We start from the raw sequence: 18,951 nt of genomic DNA on the forward strand, positions 1-18,951 counted from the left end.
GCAGCCCGCGGCGCCGACGGTCTCCCCCGTGCTCGTCCGCCGGACCGGCCGTGAGCCGCTCCCCCGGCGCCGCACCGGCCTCGGGGTCCGGAGCACCCGGCGGTTCCCGCCACGCGCGGTGGGCGAGCGGCAGGTCGCAGGCCAGCACCGGGACGCCGTGCCGGGCAGCCCAGCGGACCGCGGCGAGTTCCGGGGAGAAGTCCGCGAACGGGTAGAAGGCGCAGCCTCCGGCCCCGTCGGGAGGCGCGGCGGCGAGGGCGACCGGGGCCTCGGTGTCGGCGTGGGCCAGCCACGGCAGCCATTCCTGCAGTTCGTCGGGCAGTTCGACGAGCAGGACGTCCGGCGCCGCCGCGTCCAGCAGCGCGGGCATCGCGGCGGCCAGGGACGGGGCGTGGTGGCGTACGCCGACGAGGTAGGGACCCGCCGGGTCGGTGAGTGCGGCGACGGCCTCGTCCAGTGAGGCGCCCAGGGGTACGTGCACGGCCGTCAGCCCTCCAGCGCGGCGCGCAGGTCCCAGAGGGTGCGCCAGGTCGGGGAGCCCTGTTCGGCGCGGCGCCGCACGGGGCCGTCCCAGTAGCCGAGGAGCCGGGCGGCGTCGGCGGGGTCGTCCTTGCGGACGACCCCGAGCAGATGGCCGGGCAGCAGGCCGAGCACATCGCGGTCGCCGGGGAAGTAGGCCGCGGCGAGACCCAGTGCCCCGGCGACGGAGACGGCTTCGGCGGTGCTCATGACCGTGGAGGGCCGCTCGACCTCCCAGCCCTCCGCCGAGCGGCCCTCACGCAGATCGCGGAAGGCGGTGACGAGGGCCTCCAGAACGGTGTCGTCGACCTGGTACGGCGCGCCCGCGCGCTCGACGGCGGCCTGGGACTGGCTCCGTACGAGCGCGGTCTCGGCGTCGAGGTCGCCGATGGGGCCCACGGTCTCGAAGTTGAACCGCCGCTTGAGCGCGGCGGACATCTCCGAGACGCCCTTGTCGCGGAGGTTCGCGGTGGCGATGAGGTTGAAGCCCGGCGCGGCGTGCGCCAGGGCGTCGTCGCCGCCCGCGAGTTCGGGAACGGCGACACGCCGCTCGGACAGCAGCGACACCAGGGAGTCCTGCACTTCGGGCAGGCAGCGGGTGACCTCTTCGACACGGGCGATGGCGCCGCGCCCCATGGCGGTGAGGACGGGCGAGGGGACGAGGGCCTGGCGGCTGGGGCCCTGGGCGAGCAGCAGGGCGTAGTTCCAGCCGTACTTGAGCTGGTCCTCGGTGGTGCCCGCGGTGCCCTGGACGACGAGTCCGCTGGTGCCGCAGACCGCGGCGGACAGCAGCTCGGACAGCATGGACTTGGCGGTGCCGGGCTCGCCCACGAGCAGCAGGCCGCGCTCTCCCGCGAGGGTGACGACGCATCGCTCGACGAGTGCCCGGTCTCCGACGAACTTGCTCTCGATCACCAGGCGGCGGGGCACGCCGCCTGGTGCTTCGGCGTCGTCGGGGAGCTTCAGTGCGCGGCCGTCGCTGCCCATGACGAAGGTGACGACGGCGCGCGGGGTGAGCCGCCACGCGGGCGGGCGCGGCCCGCTGTCGTAGGCGGCGAGGAAGGCGAGTTCGGTGGCGTGGCGTTCCTCGGGCGGCACGATCTGGCGGGCGGCGGGGGTCGTGGTGGTGGCGGTCTGGGCGGTCATCGGCGGCGTCCCCTCCGGGTGGCACGGGTGGTGAGTTGTTCGAAGGCGGGTGCGTCGCCCTCGCGTACGCGGTCCCAGGCGCGGGTGAACAGGTCGGGCACGGGCGTCAGCGGCACGACCCGGCCGTCGCCGCGCACCGGGTAGAGGGCTTCCTTCCAGGTCTCCAGCGGCAGTGCGGGTGACCTGAGGTCGCGCCAGCCGCAGGGCAGGAAGAGCGCGCGCCCCGCGCGGGCGCGTTTGGCCTCGACGACCAGGGGGCTCGCGGCGAGTTCGGCGCGGGCCTTCTTCAGCCGGGCGGGCTTCCAGCCTGTCCAGCGGGCGCAGTTGCGGTCCGTCGGGTCGGGGAGGGCCAGGATCTGCAGGTAGAGCGCGGCGGCGTCGGCGCTCAGCGCGTGGGCGGCGGCGATGTCGTCGACCAGGCCGGGCACGCTCGCGGTGGGGTCCTGTGCGTAGCCCTTCGGGGCGCCGGGGCCGGTGTCCGTCGTGACGGCGGGGGCGAGTACGTCTCCGAGGAGGGTCCTCAGGGTGTGGATGCCGCTGCCGCCGGCCGGGCCGACGAGTCCCTCGAGCAGGCCCAGGACCGGGTCGTCGGGGCCGGTGAGCGCGGCCGGTCGGAGCAGGACGTGCTCGGTGTCGCCGTACCAGGGGCGAAGGGCGAGCGCCTCGCAGACGTCGGTGAGCCCCCGGGTGGTGCCGGTTCCAGTGCCGCCGGACTCCGGCATCCCGTACGCCTTGCGGATCTGCTGGGAGGTCGCGCCGCCCTTCTCGGTCCAGTCGAGGCCGAGGTCCAGGAGGAGACCCGGGTCGCTGAGGCGGTGGCGCAGCGCGCTGAGACCGCCGGACAGCGCGGCGCGCAGCGGGTGTCCGTAGGGCAGTTCGTAGGCGAGCACGGCGAGCGCGTGGACGGCGCCGGTCAGGTCGTGCTCGCCGGGGAGGGCGGCACGGTCGTCCGCGACCAGGTTGCCTTCCTTGTCGATCCGCTGGACCGTGGTGCGGCTGAGCCAGGGAGTACGCAGGGGGTTGAGGACGGCTTCGGCGGAGGTGGCGGAGACGTAGGGGTACTGGGCGGCCAGGTCCTCCGGGAGGCGCACGAGGGTGCCGAGGCGCTCGCCCCAGATGCGGCCCGCCTCCTCGACGGAGGGCCCGGTGGTCCACAGGCCGGCGGGGTCCTCGGGCAGGAGCGCGCCGAGCAGGGCCGTCCGGTCCGCCTTGGCGAGGGATCGCAGCAGGCTCCGGCCCAGCTCGCTCTGGCGCGGCTTCAGCCCCAGGGCCGCGAGCGTCCCGCTGTCGGGGTCGCCGGGCAGGGCGGCGAGCAGCAGGGCTGACTGGAGGGGGCCGATGCCTTCGCCGGCCGCGGCGGCGAGCGCGGCGGGGGCGTCGGGCCGCCACGGGGCGGGGCCCTTGTCGCGGACCAGCCGGGTGACGGCGGTGAGCCGCTCGGCGGGGAAGCCGGGGGTGAGGTCGGTCTCCTGTTCCAGGACGAAGTGGGCGACGGCGCCGAACGTCCCGGCCGGGTCGTGGTCGAGGGCGAGCCAGGTGATGACCTCGTCCGGCCGGTTGACGTCGTTGCGGCCGAGGATGACCACGGTACGGCCGTCCTTGCGGAGGACCTGTCCGGTGCGGGGCTGGGTGTGGGAGGTCTCGCTGAGCACGATCTCGCGCAGCCCGCCGCCGGGTGCGGTGAGCGGGCCCTCCGCGAGGGTGTCGAGCAGCAGGAGCAGCGCCTCGCGGTGTGCGGCCGAGAGGTGCGGTGCGGCGGCGCGGTAGGCGAGCGGGCGCAGGACGGCCAGGGTGCGGGTCCAGTCCAGGTTCGACTGGGGGATGGTGAGCGGTTCGCTGTACCAGCCGCCGTCGAGGGCGGAGACGTGTCCGCGTTCCGACAGGGGCTTGCCCTCGGCGGGCTTGCCGGACAGGACGTGGTTGACGCCGCGGATCTGGCGCAGTGCCGTCCACTTCCGCGCGGTGCCGTACCACCCGTGGCGGTAGGTCCCGATACCCGTGAGGGCGTCCTGCAGGGTCTCGTCGTCTCCGTGCGGGGGACGGTAGTCGGCGTACATGTCCTCGGCCGGCCGGGGACGGTCCTTCGCGCGCTCGGCGGGGGGCGACACGAAGTCCCGGGCTGCCTGGGCGTGGCGGACCGCCGTGCGGACGATGCCGGTGACGCCGGTGAGCAGCCGCTCGTCGGTGAGGGCGGGCAGCACCCCGGCGACCGCGCCGCGGGCGACGGCGTCGGCGCTCGGGCCTTCGTACTTCTCCGCCTTGTCGGCCGCGGCCTGCCGTTCGGCCAGGGCGCGTGCGGTGGCGGTGAGCAGCTCGGCGGCCTGGGCGTCGGTCAGGGCGCGCAGGACGGCCGAGGCACTGGTGTCGCGGGGGCGCAGGGCGTGCCAGCAGGAGAGCGGCGGCACGAGCCGGTGTCCGGCGGCGTACTCGCCGCCTCCTCCGCCGGTGGGGAGTTCCGCGAGACGTCCTGCGGCGGAGGTGTTGCCGGGTGCGTACAGGGTGACGGTCCGGTGGGACCGGGCGACGACGGGCTCCGCGCCGCCGGGCAGGCGGAGGGCGCCGAGCGGCAGGGGACCGCCCCAGCCGTTCCACTCCGCCATGGTGACGGTCCGTCCGTCCGGTGTTCCGGCGGTGGTCCGGGCGTCGGCGCCTTCCCCCTCGGTGCGGATCCAGCGGCCGAGGACGGTCCCGTCGGTGCCGAACGGGCTGTCCTCGAGGCCGGGCTGGAGGGGCAGCACCTCGCACTCGTGCTGGTGGAGCCGGGCGCCGTCGCGGACGGCGGCCCCCAGGAAAGCGGGCAGCGATGCGCGGCCGCAGGTACCGGTGGCGGGGTCGTACTCCAGCCACACGTTCCGCTGGTCCTGCCGACCCTGCCGCCAGTAGGAGGTGCCGTCTCCGAGGAGTGCGTGCCGGTCCGGTACGACGGTGTCACCGGCGTGCAGGGTGCGTCCGCCGGTCGCCCGGCCGCCGCCGGGCAGGGGGATGGAGGGGGTGTCGCCGTCGCGCCAGTAGCTGTCGAGGAAGTCGCCGGTGACCTCGAAGACGTCGGAGGGGCGGCTGGACCAGTAGCCGTGGAGCGTGCCGTCCTCCCACCACATGACGAGCAGTTCGCCGTCGGTGTAGCGGAACTGGGGCCGCCGCCAGCGGTCGGTCTTGCCCGGGAAGCGCACATCGTGGTCGAGGAGCACCTTGTCGGGGCCGACGACGACGACCTTGCCGCCGCGCGCGACGATCAGCGCGGGCCAGGCCTCGGTGAGGTGGGTCTCCGTGTCGCCGGAGCGGCGCCCGGAACGGCGGACCTCCTCGCTGCCGAGGATCTGGAGGGCCTCGTCGAGGGCGGGCCAGCCGAGTTCGTCGAGGATGCCGGCGCGCAGGGTGCGGCCGAGGACCGGCGCCGTGTCGTGGGCGGCGACGCGGGCGACGGCCTGGGGGTTGACGTCGGCGGCGGCCTTCTGGAACGGGCGGATCCGGCTGAGGGCGGCGCGGGCGGCGGGCAGCCCCTCGGCCTCGTCGAAGGCGCCGACCGCCTCGTCCAGCCACTCGCGCAGGACGTCGCGGAGCACGGGGTGCGCGGCCAGCCGGTCCAGCACCGCGTGGATGTCCCGGTTCTCGCCCAGAGTGCTGAGCGCCCGGTGCAGGAGGCGCCGGAACCGCGGGGTCCCGCCGGTGGCGGCGAGGTCACGGGCACCGGGGGCCCTGCTCGACAGCCAGCTGTCGACCGGCAGGTGGGTGTCGGAGGGGGGTGTGGTGAGCGGGATCTTCTCGGCGGCGCACAGGTCGAGCAGGTCGAGGTCGGCGCTGCTGCGCCAGCGGGCGGCGAAGATGTCGGCGGGCCGGGCGTCGGCGCGCAGCCGGGGCGCCATCCGCTCGACCAGGGCGAGGGTGGCGGCGGACCGGCCGGGGACGGCGGAGCCGCTCTTGCGGTAGCGGGCCCAGCGGGTGAGCCAGTCCGCCGCGTCGCCCTGCCAGGGCGCCTCGCCGGTGAGGAGGGTGTCGGCTCCGGTGTCGGCGAGCAGGGACAGCCACCATTCGTGGTCCTCGGTGCCCCGGGCCAGCTCGGTCGGCATGATCTCCAGCAGCCGCTCCCGTAGACCGGGCCGCGCACCGGCCAGGACCACGAGCGTGTCGCGGTACGCGGTCCAGAAGGAGCGCGGAGCCCGCACGACGGCGGGGGAGGCGATCAGGTCGGAGACGAGGGCGCCCTCCTCGGTGACCCGGTCGAGGCCCGCGGCCTTGATCAGGGCGCGGGCGTCCTGCGGCAGTGAGGCGTACGGCGGCATCCCGGCCGCGCAGCGCTCCACGGTCAGCTTCCGGAACTCCGCCCACGCGTCGGCGGGGTCGAGCCGGACGGCGAGGTCCTTGACGTACTCCTTGAGGGCCTTGACGGTCAGTGCCCCGGCGAAGGCGAACTCCAGGAAGACGGCGCGCAGCCGTTCCTCGTCGACGGTGAGTCCGTGCACGCGCTCGGCGTCGCGGGCCTTGCCGAAGAAGGTGGCGGCGTAGGTGGTGTTCTCGTGCTGGAGGAACACCCGGGCGGCCTGCTCGTAGAAGGTGGGCAGGAAGTGCGGGACGGCCCGGCCAAGCGTCACGCCCAGCTCCTCGAAGCCCTGTTTGGCGGCGCCCGCGCGGGACTTGGCCTGCCGGGCGAGCCGTTCCAGGTCCTTGACGAGGGCGAGCGCGTGGTGCCCGTTCGCCGGGTCGTTGACCAGTGCCCAGGCGGGGAAGCCGAGGGTTTCGCGGCGTACCTGTCCGACCTCGGGCACGTCCGGTTCGCGGACGAGCCCGAGGAAGTCGAGGGCGAGGTCCTCTGCGTCCCCCAGGGTGCCGGGCACGAGCCGTACGACGGGCCGGTCACCGAGCGCCGGGTGGGTGTAGGTGCGGGCGGTGAGGGTGTCGGCGTCCTCGCGCGCGGTGGTGCCGGCGGGCAGCACGGCGCCCGCGTCGAGCAGGAGGGACACGGTGTTCTCTGCGGTGGTGTGGGCGCTCATGCCGCCTGCTCCTCGTTCTCGATGTGCCGTCCCGCGTACAGCGCGGCCGCCATGCGCATGCCCTCGGACCAGGCGACGGGGCCGACCTGACCGAGGGGCAGCGTCCTGCCGTCGGGGCCGGACCACTCCAGGGAGCCGGTCTCGGTCTCGAAGTAGCTCTCGTAGTCCCCGATCCACACGCGGGCTTCGATGGAGCGGCCGTCCTCCAGGACGGGGCAGACGGCGTGACCGCCGCGCACCCGGTAGCCGAGCTGGGTGGCCCGTGCGGCCAGGAACCGGAGTTCCTTGTAGGTCCCGCCGGAGTAGTCGCTGACGCCGGTGCGCTCGGCGTCGAGGGCGGCGGGGCGGTGCCAGACCTCGCGGAACAGCTGCTGGGCCCGCTGTTCGACACCCAGTTCGACGGCGAACTCCCGCAGGTCGTCCAGTTCGTCGAGGAGGACGGGGTGGGGGATGCGGACCATTTCGGGGCTGATGCGGACGGTGTCCCCGTCGAGGTCGACCAGGCCGAGGCCGCGCCCGGGTTCGGCGTCCCGGAGGAATCCGGCCACCTCTCCGTCGGCGCCGGTGACGACGAGGTCGCGCAGCACGGCCTGCCAGGCGGGGTCCGGCCACACCTGCTCGACGAGGGCGCGCGGGACGGCCAGTGAGCGCACCATCCAGCGCTCCACGTCGTCGAGGCAGCGGCGCTCGTGCCGGTCCAGCCACTCGACGAGCTGCCGGAGTCCCACGACGGCCGGGTCGTTCCTCAGTTTGGCCGGTACGGCCTTGAGCCGCCGTCCGGCCTTGTTGCGGCACACCACTTTGCCGTCGTCGAGGGCGACTTCGTAGTCGCCCGCCGTCACCCACCCCATGAGTGCCTCCCTGCACCGCTGTGATCAAGTGACAGGAAGAGTAGGTGACGGCACTGACAACGGCCGGGGCGGCCCGAACGCGGACCCCGCTGTCAGCCGCCGTACGTGGCCTGGGACTCGTGAAGCACCGCGGCGAAGTCCGCCGCCAGCCGCTGCGCGTCGGCTGCGGGCAGGGCGGCCGTGGTGATCCTGACGCCCGGTCCCGCGGCGATCCGGAACCGGGCTCCGGCCGCCACCCACCAGCCGCGGGTGCGCAGCCCGTTGACGACGGCCGACTCGTCGCGGACCGGCACCCACACGTTCATGCCGCTCTCCCCGTGCGACGGGACGCCCCGGGCCGCGAGCGCGTCCCGGAGGGCGTTGCGGCGCTCGCCGTAGACGTCGCGTGCCCGCCGGACCCGGTCGCGCGCGGCGGGGTCCGTGAGGAGGCCGTGGACGGTGTCCTGGAGCAGGTGGCTGACCCAGCCGGAGGTGAGCAGCAGCAGTCCGTCGTGGCGGGCGAGGGTCATCGCGTCGCACGCGGCGGCGGCCCACCGCAGGTCGGTGCCCAGGTACTTGGTGACGGTACGGACGTGGGCCCAGCGGGCGGGCCGCCGGCCGTCCGGGGAGGTCAGGGAGTGCAGGGGGGCTCCCGCGATGGCGGCGGCGTTGTCGTTCTCCACCACCAGGACGTCCGGCCGGTCCGCGAGGACGGCGGTCAGCTCGTCGCGCCGCCCCGCCGAGAAGCAGCCGCCGTACGGGTTCTGTGCGCGCGGGCTGCACACGACGGCCCGGGCGCCCGCGCGCAGAGCGCCCTGGAGGGCGTCGGGCCGGACGCCTTCGTCGTCGACGGCCACCGGGAGCGTGCGCAGGCCCAGTGCCTGCACCAGGTCGAGGAGGTGGTGGTAGCCGGGGTCCTCCATGGCGACGGCGTCGCCGGGCCGCAGTTCGGTGGTGAGGAGCCGGGCGACGAGGTCGAGCGCGCCGTGCGCGAAGGTGAGGTGCGCGGCCGGTACGCCGTCGGCCGCCAGCCACTCCCGGACCGTGCCCTCCAGCTGCGGGAGCCGGGGCGTGGTGCGGTGCGAACGGGCGCCGGGCGACTGCCGGGCGGGCGGCGGGAGATCGGGCAGGAACGCCGGATCGGGGTGGCCGGCGGCGAGATCCCGCAGTCCGTCGGGCACCCTCGGCGGGCGCCGGGAGGCGACGGAGCCGACGGAGGCCACCGAGGGCACCGCCGCGATGACCGTGCCGCCCCGGCCGCGGGTGACGACGACGCCGCGCCGCCGCAGTTCCTTGTAGGCCGTCGCCACGGTACCGGGGCTGACCCCGAGGTACTCGGCCAGCCGCCGCACCGGCGGCAGGGCGTCTCCCGGCCCGAACGCTCCTTCGGCGACGCCGCGTTCGACGGACGACGCGATCCCCTTGGCGGTCGCCCCCGTGATCTCATATTGTGATGCCACAGAATCAAGTATGTATCAGTACATAACTTCTGGCAAGGGGGGAGCGGTCAGTGACGACCGATCAGAAGGAGACGTCCGGCCCGGGGCCACGGTGGCGGGACCGCGTCCCGGGAGGCCGGGACGGGCGGCGCATGCTCCTGGTGACCTGGGTGGACAAGACCGGAAACGGCCTGTGGAACACCACCAGCGCCCTGTACTTCATCCATGTCGCCGGGCTTTCCCTCGTCGCGGTCGGCACACTCGTGTCGGTCGCCGCGGGCATCGGCGTCGCCGGGGCACCGCTCGCCGGGCGGCTGGCCGACCGGTTCCCGGTGGTCCGGCTGCTCGTCGCGTTCCAGACCGTGCGGGCGGTCGCCGCCGTCGGACTGCTCCTCTCCGACGCTTACGGGGCACTCCTCTTCTGCGCGGCGCTCGGCAGCTTCGGCGACCGGTCCGCGAACGTGCTCACCAAGCTGTACGCGGCCCGGCTCGCCGGCCCGCACCGCGTCCGCTACCAGGCGGTGATCCGTACCGCGTCGAACGCGGGCTGGGCGGTCGGCGGGCTGATCGCGGCCGGGGTGCTCACGCTCGGCACGACGCACGCCTATCAGGCCCTTCTCATCGGTGACGCGCTGTCCTTCGCGGGCGCCGCAGCCCTCACCCTGCGCTGCACGGAACCCCCTTCCCCCAGCCGTACGGTGGCACGCTCCGGTGACGCACCCGGCAGCCGCGTCTCCGCCGGACCGGTCTCGCCCTGGCGCGACCGGGGATACCTCGCGTACGTGGCGACCGACACGGTCGTCCACCTGCACGACTCGGTGTTCCAGGTCGGTCTCGCCCTGTGGACGGTCCACGCCACGAAGGCGCCGGAGGGCATCATTCCGCTGCTGACGGTCCTCAACAGCGGCATGGTGGTCGCCCTTCAGGTCCCGTTGTCCCGGCTCGGCTCCGGCGCCGCGGCCTGCCGGAGACTCCTGCCGCCCGTCGCGGGGATCTTCGCGGGCGGCGGGCTGGCCCTGGCCGCGTCCGCGGTGGACGGGCCCTGGCTCGCCGCCGCCGCACTGCTGCTGGCCGCCGCCGTGTTCTCCCTCGGGGAGATCCTGCACGCGATCGTGTCCTGGGAGCTGTCCGTCGCCCTGGCCCCCGCGCAGGCGCAGGGCGCCTATGTCGGCGTCCACGGGCTGGCGGGATCCGTCCAGCGCAGTGCGGGCCCGCTGGCCGTCACGGCCGCGATCGCGGCGGGCCCGCTCGGCTGGGCGGCCTTCGGCGCCCTCATGGCCTCGGCCTGCGCCGCCCAGCACCGCCTGGTACGCGACCGTCTGCCCGGGCCGGCCGCAGAGCCCCGCGAGGCGGGATCCGCATCCCCCACCGGTGTGTGAACGGGTGCCGAACGGACCGGCCGTAACAGTTCACCTGCCGGGCCCTTATCGGCGCAGGGCGCCCCTCCTACTGTCCAGGGTGACCAGTCGGCGGCGGCCCACGCGGTCTGCACGGACGCACCACCTCGGACTTCAAGGAGTGAGTGGACATGGAACGCCGCAGTCTTCTCCGCGCCGCGGTTCTCGGCGCCGGAGCAGCAGCCTTCTCCGGATCCCTGTGGCGGCAGGCGGCCGTCGCGTACCCCGCGCTGCCGGGTCCCGGCCCGTACGGCGCCCTCCAGCCGGCCGACGCCAACGGCATCATGCTGCCCTCTGGCTTCACCAGCCGGGTGATCGCCCGCTCCGCCAAGAAGGTGTCCGGCACGAACCACACCTGGCACCGGGCGCCCGACGGCGGCGCCTGTTTCGCGGACGGACCGGGCTGGATCTACGTCTCCAACGCCGAGATGAGCAACGGCGGCGGAGGCACGGGCGCGGTGAGGTTCGACAGCGGCGGCAACGTCACCGACGCGTACCCGATCCTTTCCGGCACCCACCGCAACTGCGCAGGCGGGGCCACCCCGTGGAACACCTGGCTGTCCTGTGAGGAGGTGGACACCGGATACGTGTACGAGACCGACCCGTGGGGCGTGAACGCGGCGGTCCGGCGGGACGCCATGGGCCGCTTCAACCACGAGGCCGCCGCAGCCGATCCGGTCCGTGAGGTCGTCTACCTCACCGAGGACAAGAGCGACGGCTGCTTCTACCGGTTCGTCCCGGACACCTGGGGCGACCTCGCCTCCGGCACGCTGCAGGTGCTCAGGGAGGTGTCGGGCACGCTCTCCTGGGCGAACGTCCCCGACCCGGACGGCAGCCCGACCGCGACGCGCCACCAGGTCTCCGGAGCCAGGAGGTTCAACGGCGGCGAGGGCTGCCACTACCGCAACGACATCTGCTACTTCACCACGAAGGGCGACAACCGGGTCTGGGCGTACGACGCCTCCGCCAACACCCTGGCCGTCGTGTACGACGACAACGTCGCCGGGGCGCCGCTGACCGGGGTCGACAACATCACGGCGGCGGATGTCGGCGACCTGTACGTCGCGGAGGACGGCGGCAACATGGAGATCTGCGTCATCACGCCCGGCGACGTCGTGGCCCCCTTCCTGCGGGTGACCGGCCAGTCCTCGTCCGAGATCACCGGGCCCGCGTTCAACCCGGGCGGGAACCGGCTGTACTTCTCCTCACAGCGCGGCACCTCCGGATCCAGCAGGGGCGGCATCACGTACGAGATCAGCGGCCCGTTCCGCACGTCGCTCTGACGCCTCCCCCTGAGACCCACCACCCGCCCCCTTGAAGTAAGGTTAGGCTTACCTCACCTCAAGGGGGTGGGGTCCATGGTCGTCAACCCGTGCCTCAGGGAGTCCCGTTGAGCACCGCAGCCACCGCCGACGCACCCGTACTCACCGCCGCCGAGCGGGTCCGCTCCGTCCTGGCACGGGCGGTCTCCCTGACCCTCACCACCGACAGCCGGAGCTACGACCTGATCGGCATGCACACCATCGGCCACAAGGGCCGGATCCGCCTCCACCCCCGTCCCGACGACCCGCTGACCGCCCAGCTCGCAGCCGCACCGCGCGGCAGTCTCGCCGCCCTGCTGGAGTTCACCGACATCGCCCCGACCGCCGTCCGCGACCGCGTACGGGCCAGGGTCACCGTCTCCGGATGGCTGGCGCCTCCGGCCGGCACCGACCGGCACGGCGACGGGCTGCGGCTCGACACCGCGCGCGTGACGCTCCGCACGACGGCCGGGCTGACGGACGTCGGCCTCGACGAGCTCGCGCTCGCGGAGCCCGACCCCCTCGCCGCGGACGAGGCCGCGATGCTCACCCATCTCGCGGACGCCCACGGGGACCTGGTGGCCGGTCTGCTGCGACTCGCCGGCCCCCGCCTGCCCCGCGGAGCCGTACGGGCACTGCCGCTCGCGCTGGACCGGTACGGACTCACACTGCGCTGCGAGCAGGACGCCGCCCACCACGACCTGCGCCTCCTCTTCCCCTCCGCCGCCCGGGACGCCGCCGAGGCGGGCGCACATATCCGGCGGCTGCTCACCGCGCCCCTGGACTGCCCGCACCAGCACCCGGCGGCTTAGATTAGGCTTACCTAAGCCAGAATGATCAGGGGATGACCAGGGAGGGGCAGCGTCATGGGACACGGCTGGCAGGGTGCCGTCCTGAAACTCATGCGGGGCAGGGACTTCACCTTCACCGTGCGGGCCAACGAGCGGATCTCCGGCCGGCTCCACCGGCTGTCCTTCACGGACGGCGGCATGCTCCGGGAGACCGGCATCCACCCGACGATGTGGGTGCGGCTGTGGTTCGACAACCACGGCAGGCCCCACCAGCGGGGCTACACGCTCGTGGAACCGGACCCCGCCGCCGGGACGTTCGGCATCGACTTCGTGCTGCACGCCGGGTGCGCCAGCGACTGGGCCCGCGCCGCGCGGCCCGGCGACACGATCGAGGCGACCGTGCAGGGCAGCGCCTTCGGTGTGCCGGACCCGCTGCCTTCACGGCTGCTGATGGTCGGTGACGCGGCGTCCCGCCCGGCCATCGACTCCCTGCTCGACGCGATGCCGCTGACCGCCGCCACCATCTGGTTCGAGACCTCGCACCCCGAGGACACCGAGCATGTGCTCCGGCACCGCACCGCGGGCCGCGAACTCGTCCCCGTCCCGCGCCGCGACGGCGGGGCTCACCTCGCGCAGACCGTGCGGTCGGAGCTGCCGGACCGGCTGACACCCGACGCGTTCGTGTGGATCGCCTGCGACACGGCGACCACGCGGACCCTGGCCTCCTTCGCGCGCAAGCAGCTCTCCGTACCGAAGGAGCGGCTGTACGCGCTCGGGTACTGGCGCGACGCCTGAACCCCCGGCTCGCGCAGTCCCCCAACCCCTCACGTCACCTTCCCCCACGTACCAGGAGAGACGGAACAACATGACCGTACGGGCCGCGGTGGCCGGAGCGAGCGGCTACGCCGGCGGGGAGATACTCCGCCTGCTGATGTCGCACCCCGGCGTGGAGATCGGCGCGACGACCGCGCACAGCAGCGCCGGACGCACGCTCGGAGAGGTGCAGCCGCATCTGGCGGGCCTGGCCGGCCGGGAGCTGGCGGAGACCTCGGCGGAGGCGCTGCGCGGCCACGACGTGGTGTTTCTCGCGCTGCCGCACGGCCAGTCGGGCGCCCTGGCGGCGGAGTTGGAGCCGCACACGCTGGTCGTGGACTGCGGTGCCGACTTCCGGCTGCGGGACGCCGCCGCCTGGGAGCGGTTCTACGGATCCGCGCATGCCGGGACCTGGCCGTACGGGCTTCCGGAACTGCCGGGTGCCCGGACGGAGTTGAAGGGAGCCACCCGGATAGCCGTGCCCGGCTGCTATCCGACTGCCGTCACCCTGGCGCTGTTCCCGGCCTTCGCGGCAGGTCTGGTGGAGCCGGAGGCGGTGGTCGTCGCCGCGTCCGGGACGTCCGGCGCGGGCCGCGCGCCCAAGCCGCACCTGCTCGGCTCCGAGGTGATGGGCTCGATGAGCCCGTACGGGGTCGGGGGCGGCCACCGGCACACGCCCGAGCTGACGCAGAACCTGTCCCGGGTGGCGGGCGAGCACGTCACCGTGTCGTTCACCCCGACGCTGGCGCCGATGCCCCGGGGCATCCTCGCGACCTGTTCCGCCCGCCTTCGCCCGGACGTAACCCCCGGCCGGGCCCGTGCGGTGTTCGAAGCCGCTTACGCGGATGAGCCGTTCGTACGGTTCCTGCCGCCCGGCCGGTGGCCGTCGACGGCCGCCGTCGTCGGCTCCAACACCGCACAGGTGCAGGCGGCCGTCGACCCGGACGCCGGGCGCCTGGTCTGTGTCAGCGCGGTCGACAACCTGACGAAGGGCACCGCCGGCGGCGCCGTGCAGTGCATGAACATCGCCCTCGGCCTGCCGGAGCAGCTGGGCCTGCCGGTGAACGGAGTGGCCCCGTGACCGTGACCGCTGCCCGGGGGTTCCTCGCCAGCGGCGTGGCCGCCGGGATCAAGGAGTCCGGCGATCCGGACCTGGCGCTGGTGGTGAACCAGGGTCCGTCGCGCGCGGCGGCCGGGGTGTTCACCTCGAACCGGGTGCAGGCCGCCCCGGTCCGCTGGTCCCGCCGGGCCCTGGCCGACGGGCGGCTGTCGGCGGTCGTCCTCAATTCGGGCGGCGCCAACGCCTGCACGGGACAGGGCGGGGCCGCCGACGCCCGCCTCATGGCCGAGCACACCGCACGGGCGGTCGGGGCCCACCCGCACGAGGTCGCCGTCTGCTCCACCGGCCTCATCGGGGTGCCGCTGCCCATGGACCGGGTCACTGACGGCATCGCCTCCGCCGCGCGGGCGCTGTCGCCGGGCGGCGGGGAGGACGCGGCCGTCGCCGTCAAGACGACGGACTCGGTGCACAAGACCGCCGTGGCGTCCCGCTCCGGCTGGACGGTCGGCGGGATGGCGAAAGGCGCGGGCATGCTGGCGCCCGGACTGGCGACCATGCTGGTGGTCCTCACCACGGACGCGGACGTGACCGCGGGAACCCTCGACGGAGCGCTGCGCGAGGCCGTGCGGACCACCTTCGACCGGGTGGACTCGGACGGCTGCATGTCCACCAACGACACCGTGCTGCTGCTCGCCTCGGGCGCGTCCGGAGCGACCCCGGAGGCCGGGGAGTTCACCAGGGCCGTGCACGCCGTGTGCCTGGACCTGGCCCGGCAGTTGACGGCGGACGCGGAGGGCGCGTCGAAGGAGATCGCGGTGGAGGTCGTCGGCGCCGCCTCCGAGGAGGACGCCGTGGAGGTGGGCCGGACCGTGGCCCGCAACAACCTGCTGAAGTGCGCCCTGCACGGCGAGGACCCGAACTGGGGCCGTGTCCTGTCGGCCGTCGGCACGACGTCGGCGGTCTTCGACCCGGACCGGCTGGACGTGGCGGTCAACGGCGTGTGGGTGTGCCGGGACGGCGCGGCGGGCGAGGACCGGGAGAAGGTCGACCTGTCGGGGCGGCACATCGGCATCACGGTCGACCTGCGGGCCGGTGGCTCCTCGGCGGTGATCTGGACCAACGACCTGACCGCCGACTACGTCCACGAGAACAGCGCGTACAGCTCATGAGCGGAAGGAACTCACCGGTGGAGACAGCGGGCGGCCGGACGGTCGTCGTCAAGTTCGGCGGCAACGCGATGGTGGACCCGGACCTGCAACGGACGTTCGCGCAGGACGTCGTCGAACTGCGGCGGGCCGGGCTGCGCCCGGTGGTGGTGCACGGCGGCGGGCCGCAGATCAGCGCGATGCTCGACCGGCTCGGCCTGGAGACCCGGTTCGAGGCGGGTATGCGGGTGACGACGCCGGAGGTGATGGAGGTCGTCCGGATGGTGCTGACCGGGCGGGTGCAGCGGGAGCTGGTGGGCGCCATCAACACCCACGGCCCGTTCGCCGTCGGTCTGTCGGGCGAGGACGCGCACACCATGACCGCCGTGCGGCGCCCGGGCTGGGCGGACGGCGAGCCGGTGGACATCGGCCTCGTCGGGGACGTCGTGGCCGTGTCCGGCGACACCGTCCGTGCTCTGCTGGACCAGGGCCGGATCCCGGTGGTCTCCCCCGTCGCGCGCGGTGCGGACGGGCAGGTCTACAACGTCAACGCCGACCTGGCCGCCGCCGCGCTGGCCGCGGCGCTGGGCGCGGAGCGGCTGGTGATGCTGACCGATGTGGCGGGGCTGTACGCGGACTGGCCGCGCGGCACGGAGGTGATCGAGCGGCTGACGGCCGCGGAACTGGACATGATGCTGCCGGGTCTGGCGAGCGGGATGCTGCCGAAGATGGAGGGCTGCCTGCGGGCGGTCCGTGCGGGCGTGCGCAGGGCTCAGGTGATCGACGGCCGGGTGCCGCACGCGCTGCTGGGCGGGGTCCGCGACGAGCGGAGCCCGGGCACGACGGTCGTCCCGGACGATCTCCCGGCGCGGGAAGGGGCCGGGGTATGACCGGCGGGGGAACGGCACCGCTCACCGACCGGTGGCGGGCGACGCTCATGGACACGTACGGCACTCCCCCGCTGGCGCTGGTCCGGGGCGAGGGCTCCACGGTCTGGGACGAGTCCGGGAGGGCGTACACGGATTTCACCGGCGGAATCGCCGTCAACACGCTCGGCCACGCGCACCCGGCTGTGGTGTCGGCCGTCACCGGGCAGATCGCCCGGCTGGGCCATGTCTCGAACCTGTTCGTGTCCGGGCCCCCGGTCGAACTGGCGGAGCGGCTCCTGGGGCTGTTCGGTGACCGGCCGGGAGGCAGGGTCTTCTTCGCCAACTCGGGTACGGAGGCGGTCGAGGCCGCGTTCAAGCTCGCCCGCCGGACCGGCCGCCCGCGTGTGGTGGCGGCGGAGGGCGGGTTCCACGGACGCACCATGGGGGCGCTGGCGCTGACCGGGCAGCCCGCGAAGCGGGAGCCGTTCCTTCCGCTGCCGGGCGGGGTGACGCATGTGCCGTACGGGGATGTGGCGGCGCTGCGCGCGGCGGTCGGGCCGGACACGGCGGCGGTCGTGCTGGAGCCGGTGCAGGGCGAGGCGGGAGTGGTACCGGCGCCCGACGGGTATCTGCGGGCGGCCCGGGAGATCACCCGCGCGGCCGGGAGCCTGCTGGTGCTGGACGAGGTGCAGACCGGGATCGGCCGGACGGGGCACTGGTTCGCTCACCAGGCGGTGCCGGGGGTGGACCCGGATGTGGTGACACTGGCCAAGGGGCTGGGCGGCGGGCTGCCGATCGGGGCGGCGGTGGCGTTCGGCGCGGCCGCCGGGCTGCTGGGGCCGGGGCAGCACGGCTCGACGTTCGGCGGCAATCCGGTGGCGTGCGCGGCGGGACTCGCCGTGCTGGGCACGATCGGGCGCGAGGGGCTGCTCGCCCGTGTCGTACGGGTGGGTGAGCGGCTGCGGTCCGGGATCGAGGCGCTGGAGCATCCCCTGGTACGGGAGGTGCGGGGCGCCGGTCTCCTGCTGGGGGTCGTGCTGGCCGAGCCGGTCGCGGCCCTGGTGCAGGGCGCCGCCCAGGAGGCGGGCTTCCTGGTCAACGCCGCCGGTCCCGGCACGGTGCGGCTCGCCCCCGCACTGACGGTGACGGATCGTCAGGTGTCCGCACTGGTCGCGGCGTTGCCGGAGATCCTCGGCGCCGTCACAGGCTGAGCGCCAGTACGCGCGCGTTGCGGCGCGGGTCCAGGGAACGGGCCCACGCCGCAGGCGCGTCCCCGGCCGCGGCCGGAGTGAAGCCGTACCGGAGGAAGAGCCGACCGCTCCCGGTGGTCGCGGTGAACAGGGTGTCCAGGGAACACGTGCGTGCCCGGCCGAGCGCCGCGTCCAGCAGTCGGGCGCCCGTGCCGCTCCCCTGCCGGTGGAGTCCCACGCAGAAGTTGTAGACGACGCCCGCGGTCCGGCCGCCCGGCTGCCCGGCTCGGTGGACCCCCAGCCCGAGGCACCCGTCCAGGGTGCCGTCGGGGGCCTCCGCGACCAGGAAGTCGGCCGCCTGGGCGGCGTACAGGGACGGCGGGCGCTCGCGCAGCGCGCCCGAGCGGACGAACGGCCGGGAGAGCGCGGCGAGCGCGTCGGCGTCCTCGGGGCCGGCCGGCCGCACGGTGAACGGCGGCGCCGGGGGGGTGCTTGGCAGCAGTACGGCAGGGCGCGGCATGGCCGAGATCAAGGCGTTCCTTCCTCGGGTTCCACCGTGCGCGCGGCAGGGGGCGCGCAGGGGAGGGTGCGGAGAGCGGCCGGATCGCCGCGCGTCACCCCGGTGAAACAATTGAGATTAGGTTAGCCTCACCTAAGTGATCGGCCAAGTCGGGTCCGCACATGGCCGGGTCGGGACCGTTCACAGACCGGATTCATCCGCGCCGGGCTCCCTCACCCTCCCGGGACTCCCCGCTTCCCCCAAGCGGGGCGGACCTCGTCGCCAGGGCCGCCGCGTAGCCGGGGAAGGCCGGGACGTCGGCCAGCGACCACCCCGCGACGGCGCCCGGCGCACAGCCTGTACCCACGTAGGTGACGGACGGGTCCTCCCCCAGGCCGATGCCGACGCCCTTGAGATACGCCTCCTTGCGGGCCCAGCACCGGGCGACCGCCGCGGGGCGCGCCGCCTCCGGCAGAGCGCCCAGCTCGGCGCGCTCGGCGGGGTGGAGAAGCCCCGCGACCTCGGTGGCGGCCTCCGGAGAGGGAACCTCCTCCACGTCGACCCCGACCGGGGCGTCCGCGAACGCCAGCAGCACCGCGTCCCCGGCGTGGGAGAGCGAGAAGTGCGGGGCGGCGCCGTGGTCCGCCGCGGGGCGGCCGTGCGGCCCGCCGCACCCCGGGCACGGCTCCCGGACCAGCCGGACGTCCGCCGGGCCGAGGCCCAGGTACGCGCCGAGCAGCCGCCGCAGCGCCACATGGGCGACCCGGTAGCGGTCGCGGTCCACGGCCCGTACGAAGGCCCGCGCGCGGGCCCGCTCGCCGTCGTCGAGGAGCCCCTCCAGGGCTCCGGCGCGCCGGGCGGACGCGCTGACGCGCACGGTCCACAGCCGGGGCCCGCCGGAGCCGCGTTCCCAGGGCCCGGCCGGGAGCGGGTCGGTGTCCGCACAGGCGAGGACGGGTGCCGC

At 74.6% G+C, this 18,951-nt stretch carries 15 protein-coding genes; 8 read left to right on the forward strand and 7 right to left on the reverse strand.

What is annotated here, in order from left to right; all coding sequences use genetic code 11:
• From I3F58_RS27130 to I3F58_RS27150, 5 genes are all read right to left on the reverse strand, one after another.
• Nucleotides 1-481 (reverse strand): DUF5682 family protein (locus I3F58_RS27130; RefSeq protein ID WP_240111348.1); only part of this gene is annotated, 481 nt, incomplete at its 3' end.
• A gap of 5 nt (nucleotides 482-486) precedes the next feature.
• Nucleotides 487-1,665, reverse strand: coding sequence for an AAA family ATPase (locus tag I3F58_RS27135; protein WP_240111349.1), 1,179 nt, complete (start codon nucleotides 1,663-1,665; stop codon nucleotides 487-489).
• Complete coding sequence (locus tag I3F58_RS27140) at nucleotides 1,662-6,653, reverse strand: hypothetical protein (RefSeq protein WP_240111350.1); 4,992 nt, start codon at nucleotides 6,651-6,653, stop codon at nucleotides 1,662-1,664. Before I3F58_RS27140 ends, I3F58_RS27135 begins: the two co-directional genes overlap by 4 nt.
• Nucleotides 6,650-7,504 (reverse strand): DUF4132 domain-containing protein, encoded by an 855-nt coding sequence (locus tag I3F58_RS27145; protein ID WP_240111351.1) that lies wholly within the window; start codon nucleotides 7,502-7,504, stop codon nucleotides 6,650-6,652. Before I3F58_RS27145 ends, I3F58_RS27140 begins: the two co-directional genes overlap by 4 nt.
• A 92-nt stretch (nucleotides 7,505-7,596) precedes the next feature.
• Nucleotides 7,597-8,943 carry an aminotransferase class I/II-fold pyridoxal phosphate-dependent enzyme gene (locus I3F58_RS27150; RefSeq protein WP_240111352.1) on the reverse strand — a complete coding sequence of 449 codons (1,347 nt, stop codon included), beginning with the start codon at nucleotides 8,941-8,943 and terminating at the stop codon, nucleotides 7,597-7,599.
• 50 nt (nucleotides 8,944-8,993) lie between these two features.
• On the opposite strand from I3F58_RS27150, the gene I3F58_RS27155 reads away from it, so the two are divergent.
• From I3F58_RS27155 to I3F58_RS27190, 8 genes are all read left to right on the forward strand, one after another.
• The gene (locus tag I3F58_RS27155) at nucleotides 8,994-10,301 is read left to right on the forward strand and encodes an MFS transporter (protein ID WP_308355071.1); all 1,308 of its coding nucleotides are present in this window, start codon (nucleotides 8,994-8,996) and stop codon (nucleotides 10,299-10,301) included.
• Between the two features lie 149 nt (nucleotides 10,302-10,450).
• Nucleotides 10,451-11,602: an alkaline phosphatase PhoX gene (locus I3F58_RS27160; protein WP_240111353.1), complete on the forward strand. Its 1,152-nt coding sequence runs from the start codon at nucleotides 10,451-10,453 to the stop codon at nucleotides 11,600-11,602.
• A gap of 107 nt (nucleotides 11,603-11,709) precedes the next feature.
• On the forward strand, nucleotides 11,710-12,432 hold the full coding sequence (locus I3F58_RS27165) for a DUF2470 domain-containing protein (RefSeq protein WP_240111354.1): 723 nt from the start codon (nucleotides 11,710-11,712) through the stop codon (nucleotides 12,430-12,432).
• Nucleotides 12,433-12,486: 54 nt separating this feature from the next.
• On the forward strand, nucleotides 12,487-13,206 hold the full coding sequence (locus tag I3F58_RS27170; protein WP_240111355.1) for a siderophore-interacting protein: 720 nt from the start codon (nucleotides 12,487-12,489) through the stop codon (nucleotides 13,204-13,206).
• 70 nt (nucleotides 13,207-13,276) lie between these two features.
• Nucleotides 13,277-14,305, forward strand: a complete 1,029-nt coding sequence (argC, locus tag I3F58_RS27175) for an N-acetyl-gamma-glutamyl-phosphate reductase (RefSeq protein WP_240111356.1) — start codon at nucleotides 13,277-13,279, stop codon at nucleotides 14,303-14,305.
• Entirely contained in the window at nucleotides 14,302-15,453 is a 1,152-nt protein-coding gene (argJ, locus tag I3F58_RS27180; RefSeq protein ID WP_240111357.1) for a bifunctional glutamate N-acetyltransferase/amino-acid acetyltransferase ArgJ, read from the forward strand. Before argC ends, argJ begins: the two co-directional genes overlap by 4 nt.
• Nucleotides 15,454-15,521: 68 nt before the next feature.
• Nucleotides 15,522-16,319, forward strand: coding sequence for an acetylglutamate kinase (gene argB / locus I3F58_RS27185; protein ID WP_240111361.1), 798 nt, complete (start codon nucleotides 15,522-15,524; stop codon nucleotides 16,317-16,319).
• Nucleotides 16,316-17,509 carry an acetylornithine transaminase gene (locus I3F58_RS27190; protein ID WP_240111358.1) on the forward strand — a complete coding sequence of 398 codons (1,194 nt, stop codon included), beginning with the start codon at nucleotides 16,316-16,318 and terminating at the stop codon, nucleotides 17,507-17,509. Before argB ends, I3F58_RS27190 begins: the two co-directional genes overlap by 4 nt.
• Here the strand turns inward: I3F58_RS27190 and I3F58_RS27195 are convergent.
• Nucleotides 17,499-18,008: a GNAT family N-acetyltransferase gene (locus tag I3F58_RS27195; protein WP_240111359.1), complete on the reverse strand. Its 510-nt coding sequence runs from the start codon at nucleotides 18,006-18,008 to the stop codon at nucleotides 17,499-17,501. The genes I3F58_RS27190 and I3F58_RS27195 overlap by 11 nt on opposite strands.
• Before the next feature lie 193 nt (nucleotides 18,009-18,201).
• Nucleotides 18,202-18,951: 4'-phosphopantetheinyl transferase superfamily protein (locus I3F58_RS27200; RefSeq protein ID WP_374208045.1), on the reverse strand; the 750-nt coding region annotated here is incomplete at its 5' end.

Source organism: Streptomyces sp. MUM 203J, from assembly GCF_022414595.1.
Classification (GTDB): Bacteria; Actinomycetota; Actinomycetes; order Streptomycetales; family Streptomycetaceae; genus Streptomyces.

Coding starts and splice junctions, on each gene's coding strand:
- I3F58_RS27135 (WP_240111349.1), bottom strand. CDS start 1,665: ATGACCGCCCAGACCGCCACCACCACGACCCCCGCCGCCCGCCAGATC.
- I3F58_RS27140 (WP_240111350.1), bottom strand. CDS start 6,653: ATGAGCGCCCACACCACCGCAGAGAACACCGTGTCCCTCCTGCTCGAC.
- I3F58_RS27145 (WP_240111351.1), bottom strand. CDS start 7,504: ATGGGGTGGGTGACGGCGGGCGACTACGAAGTCGCCCTCGACGACGGC.
- I3F58_RS27160 (WP_240111353.1), top strand. CDS start 10,451: ATGGAACGCCGCAGTCTTCTCCGCGCCGCGGTTCTCGGCGCCGGAGCA.
- I3F58_RS27170 (WP_240111355.1), top strand. CDS start 12,487: ATGGGACACGGCTGGCAGGGTGCCGTCCTGAAACTCATGCGGGGCAGG.
- argC (WP_240111356.1), top strand. CDS start 13,277: ATGACCGTACGGGCCGCGGTGGCCGGAGCGAGCGGCTACGCCGGCGGG.
- argB (WP_240111361.1), top strand. CDS start 15,522: ATGGTGGACCCGGACCTGCAACGGACGTTCGCGCAGGACGTCGTCGAA.
- I3F58_RS27190 (WP_240111358.1), top strand. CDS start 16,316: ATGACCGGCGGGGGAACGGCACCGCTCACCGACCGGTGGCGGGCGACG.
- I3F58_RS27195 (WP_240111359.1), bottom strand. CDS start 18,008: ATGCCGCGCCCTGCCGTACTGCTGCCAAGCACCCCCCCGGCGCCGCCG.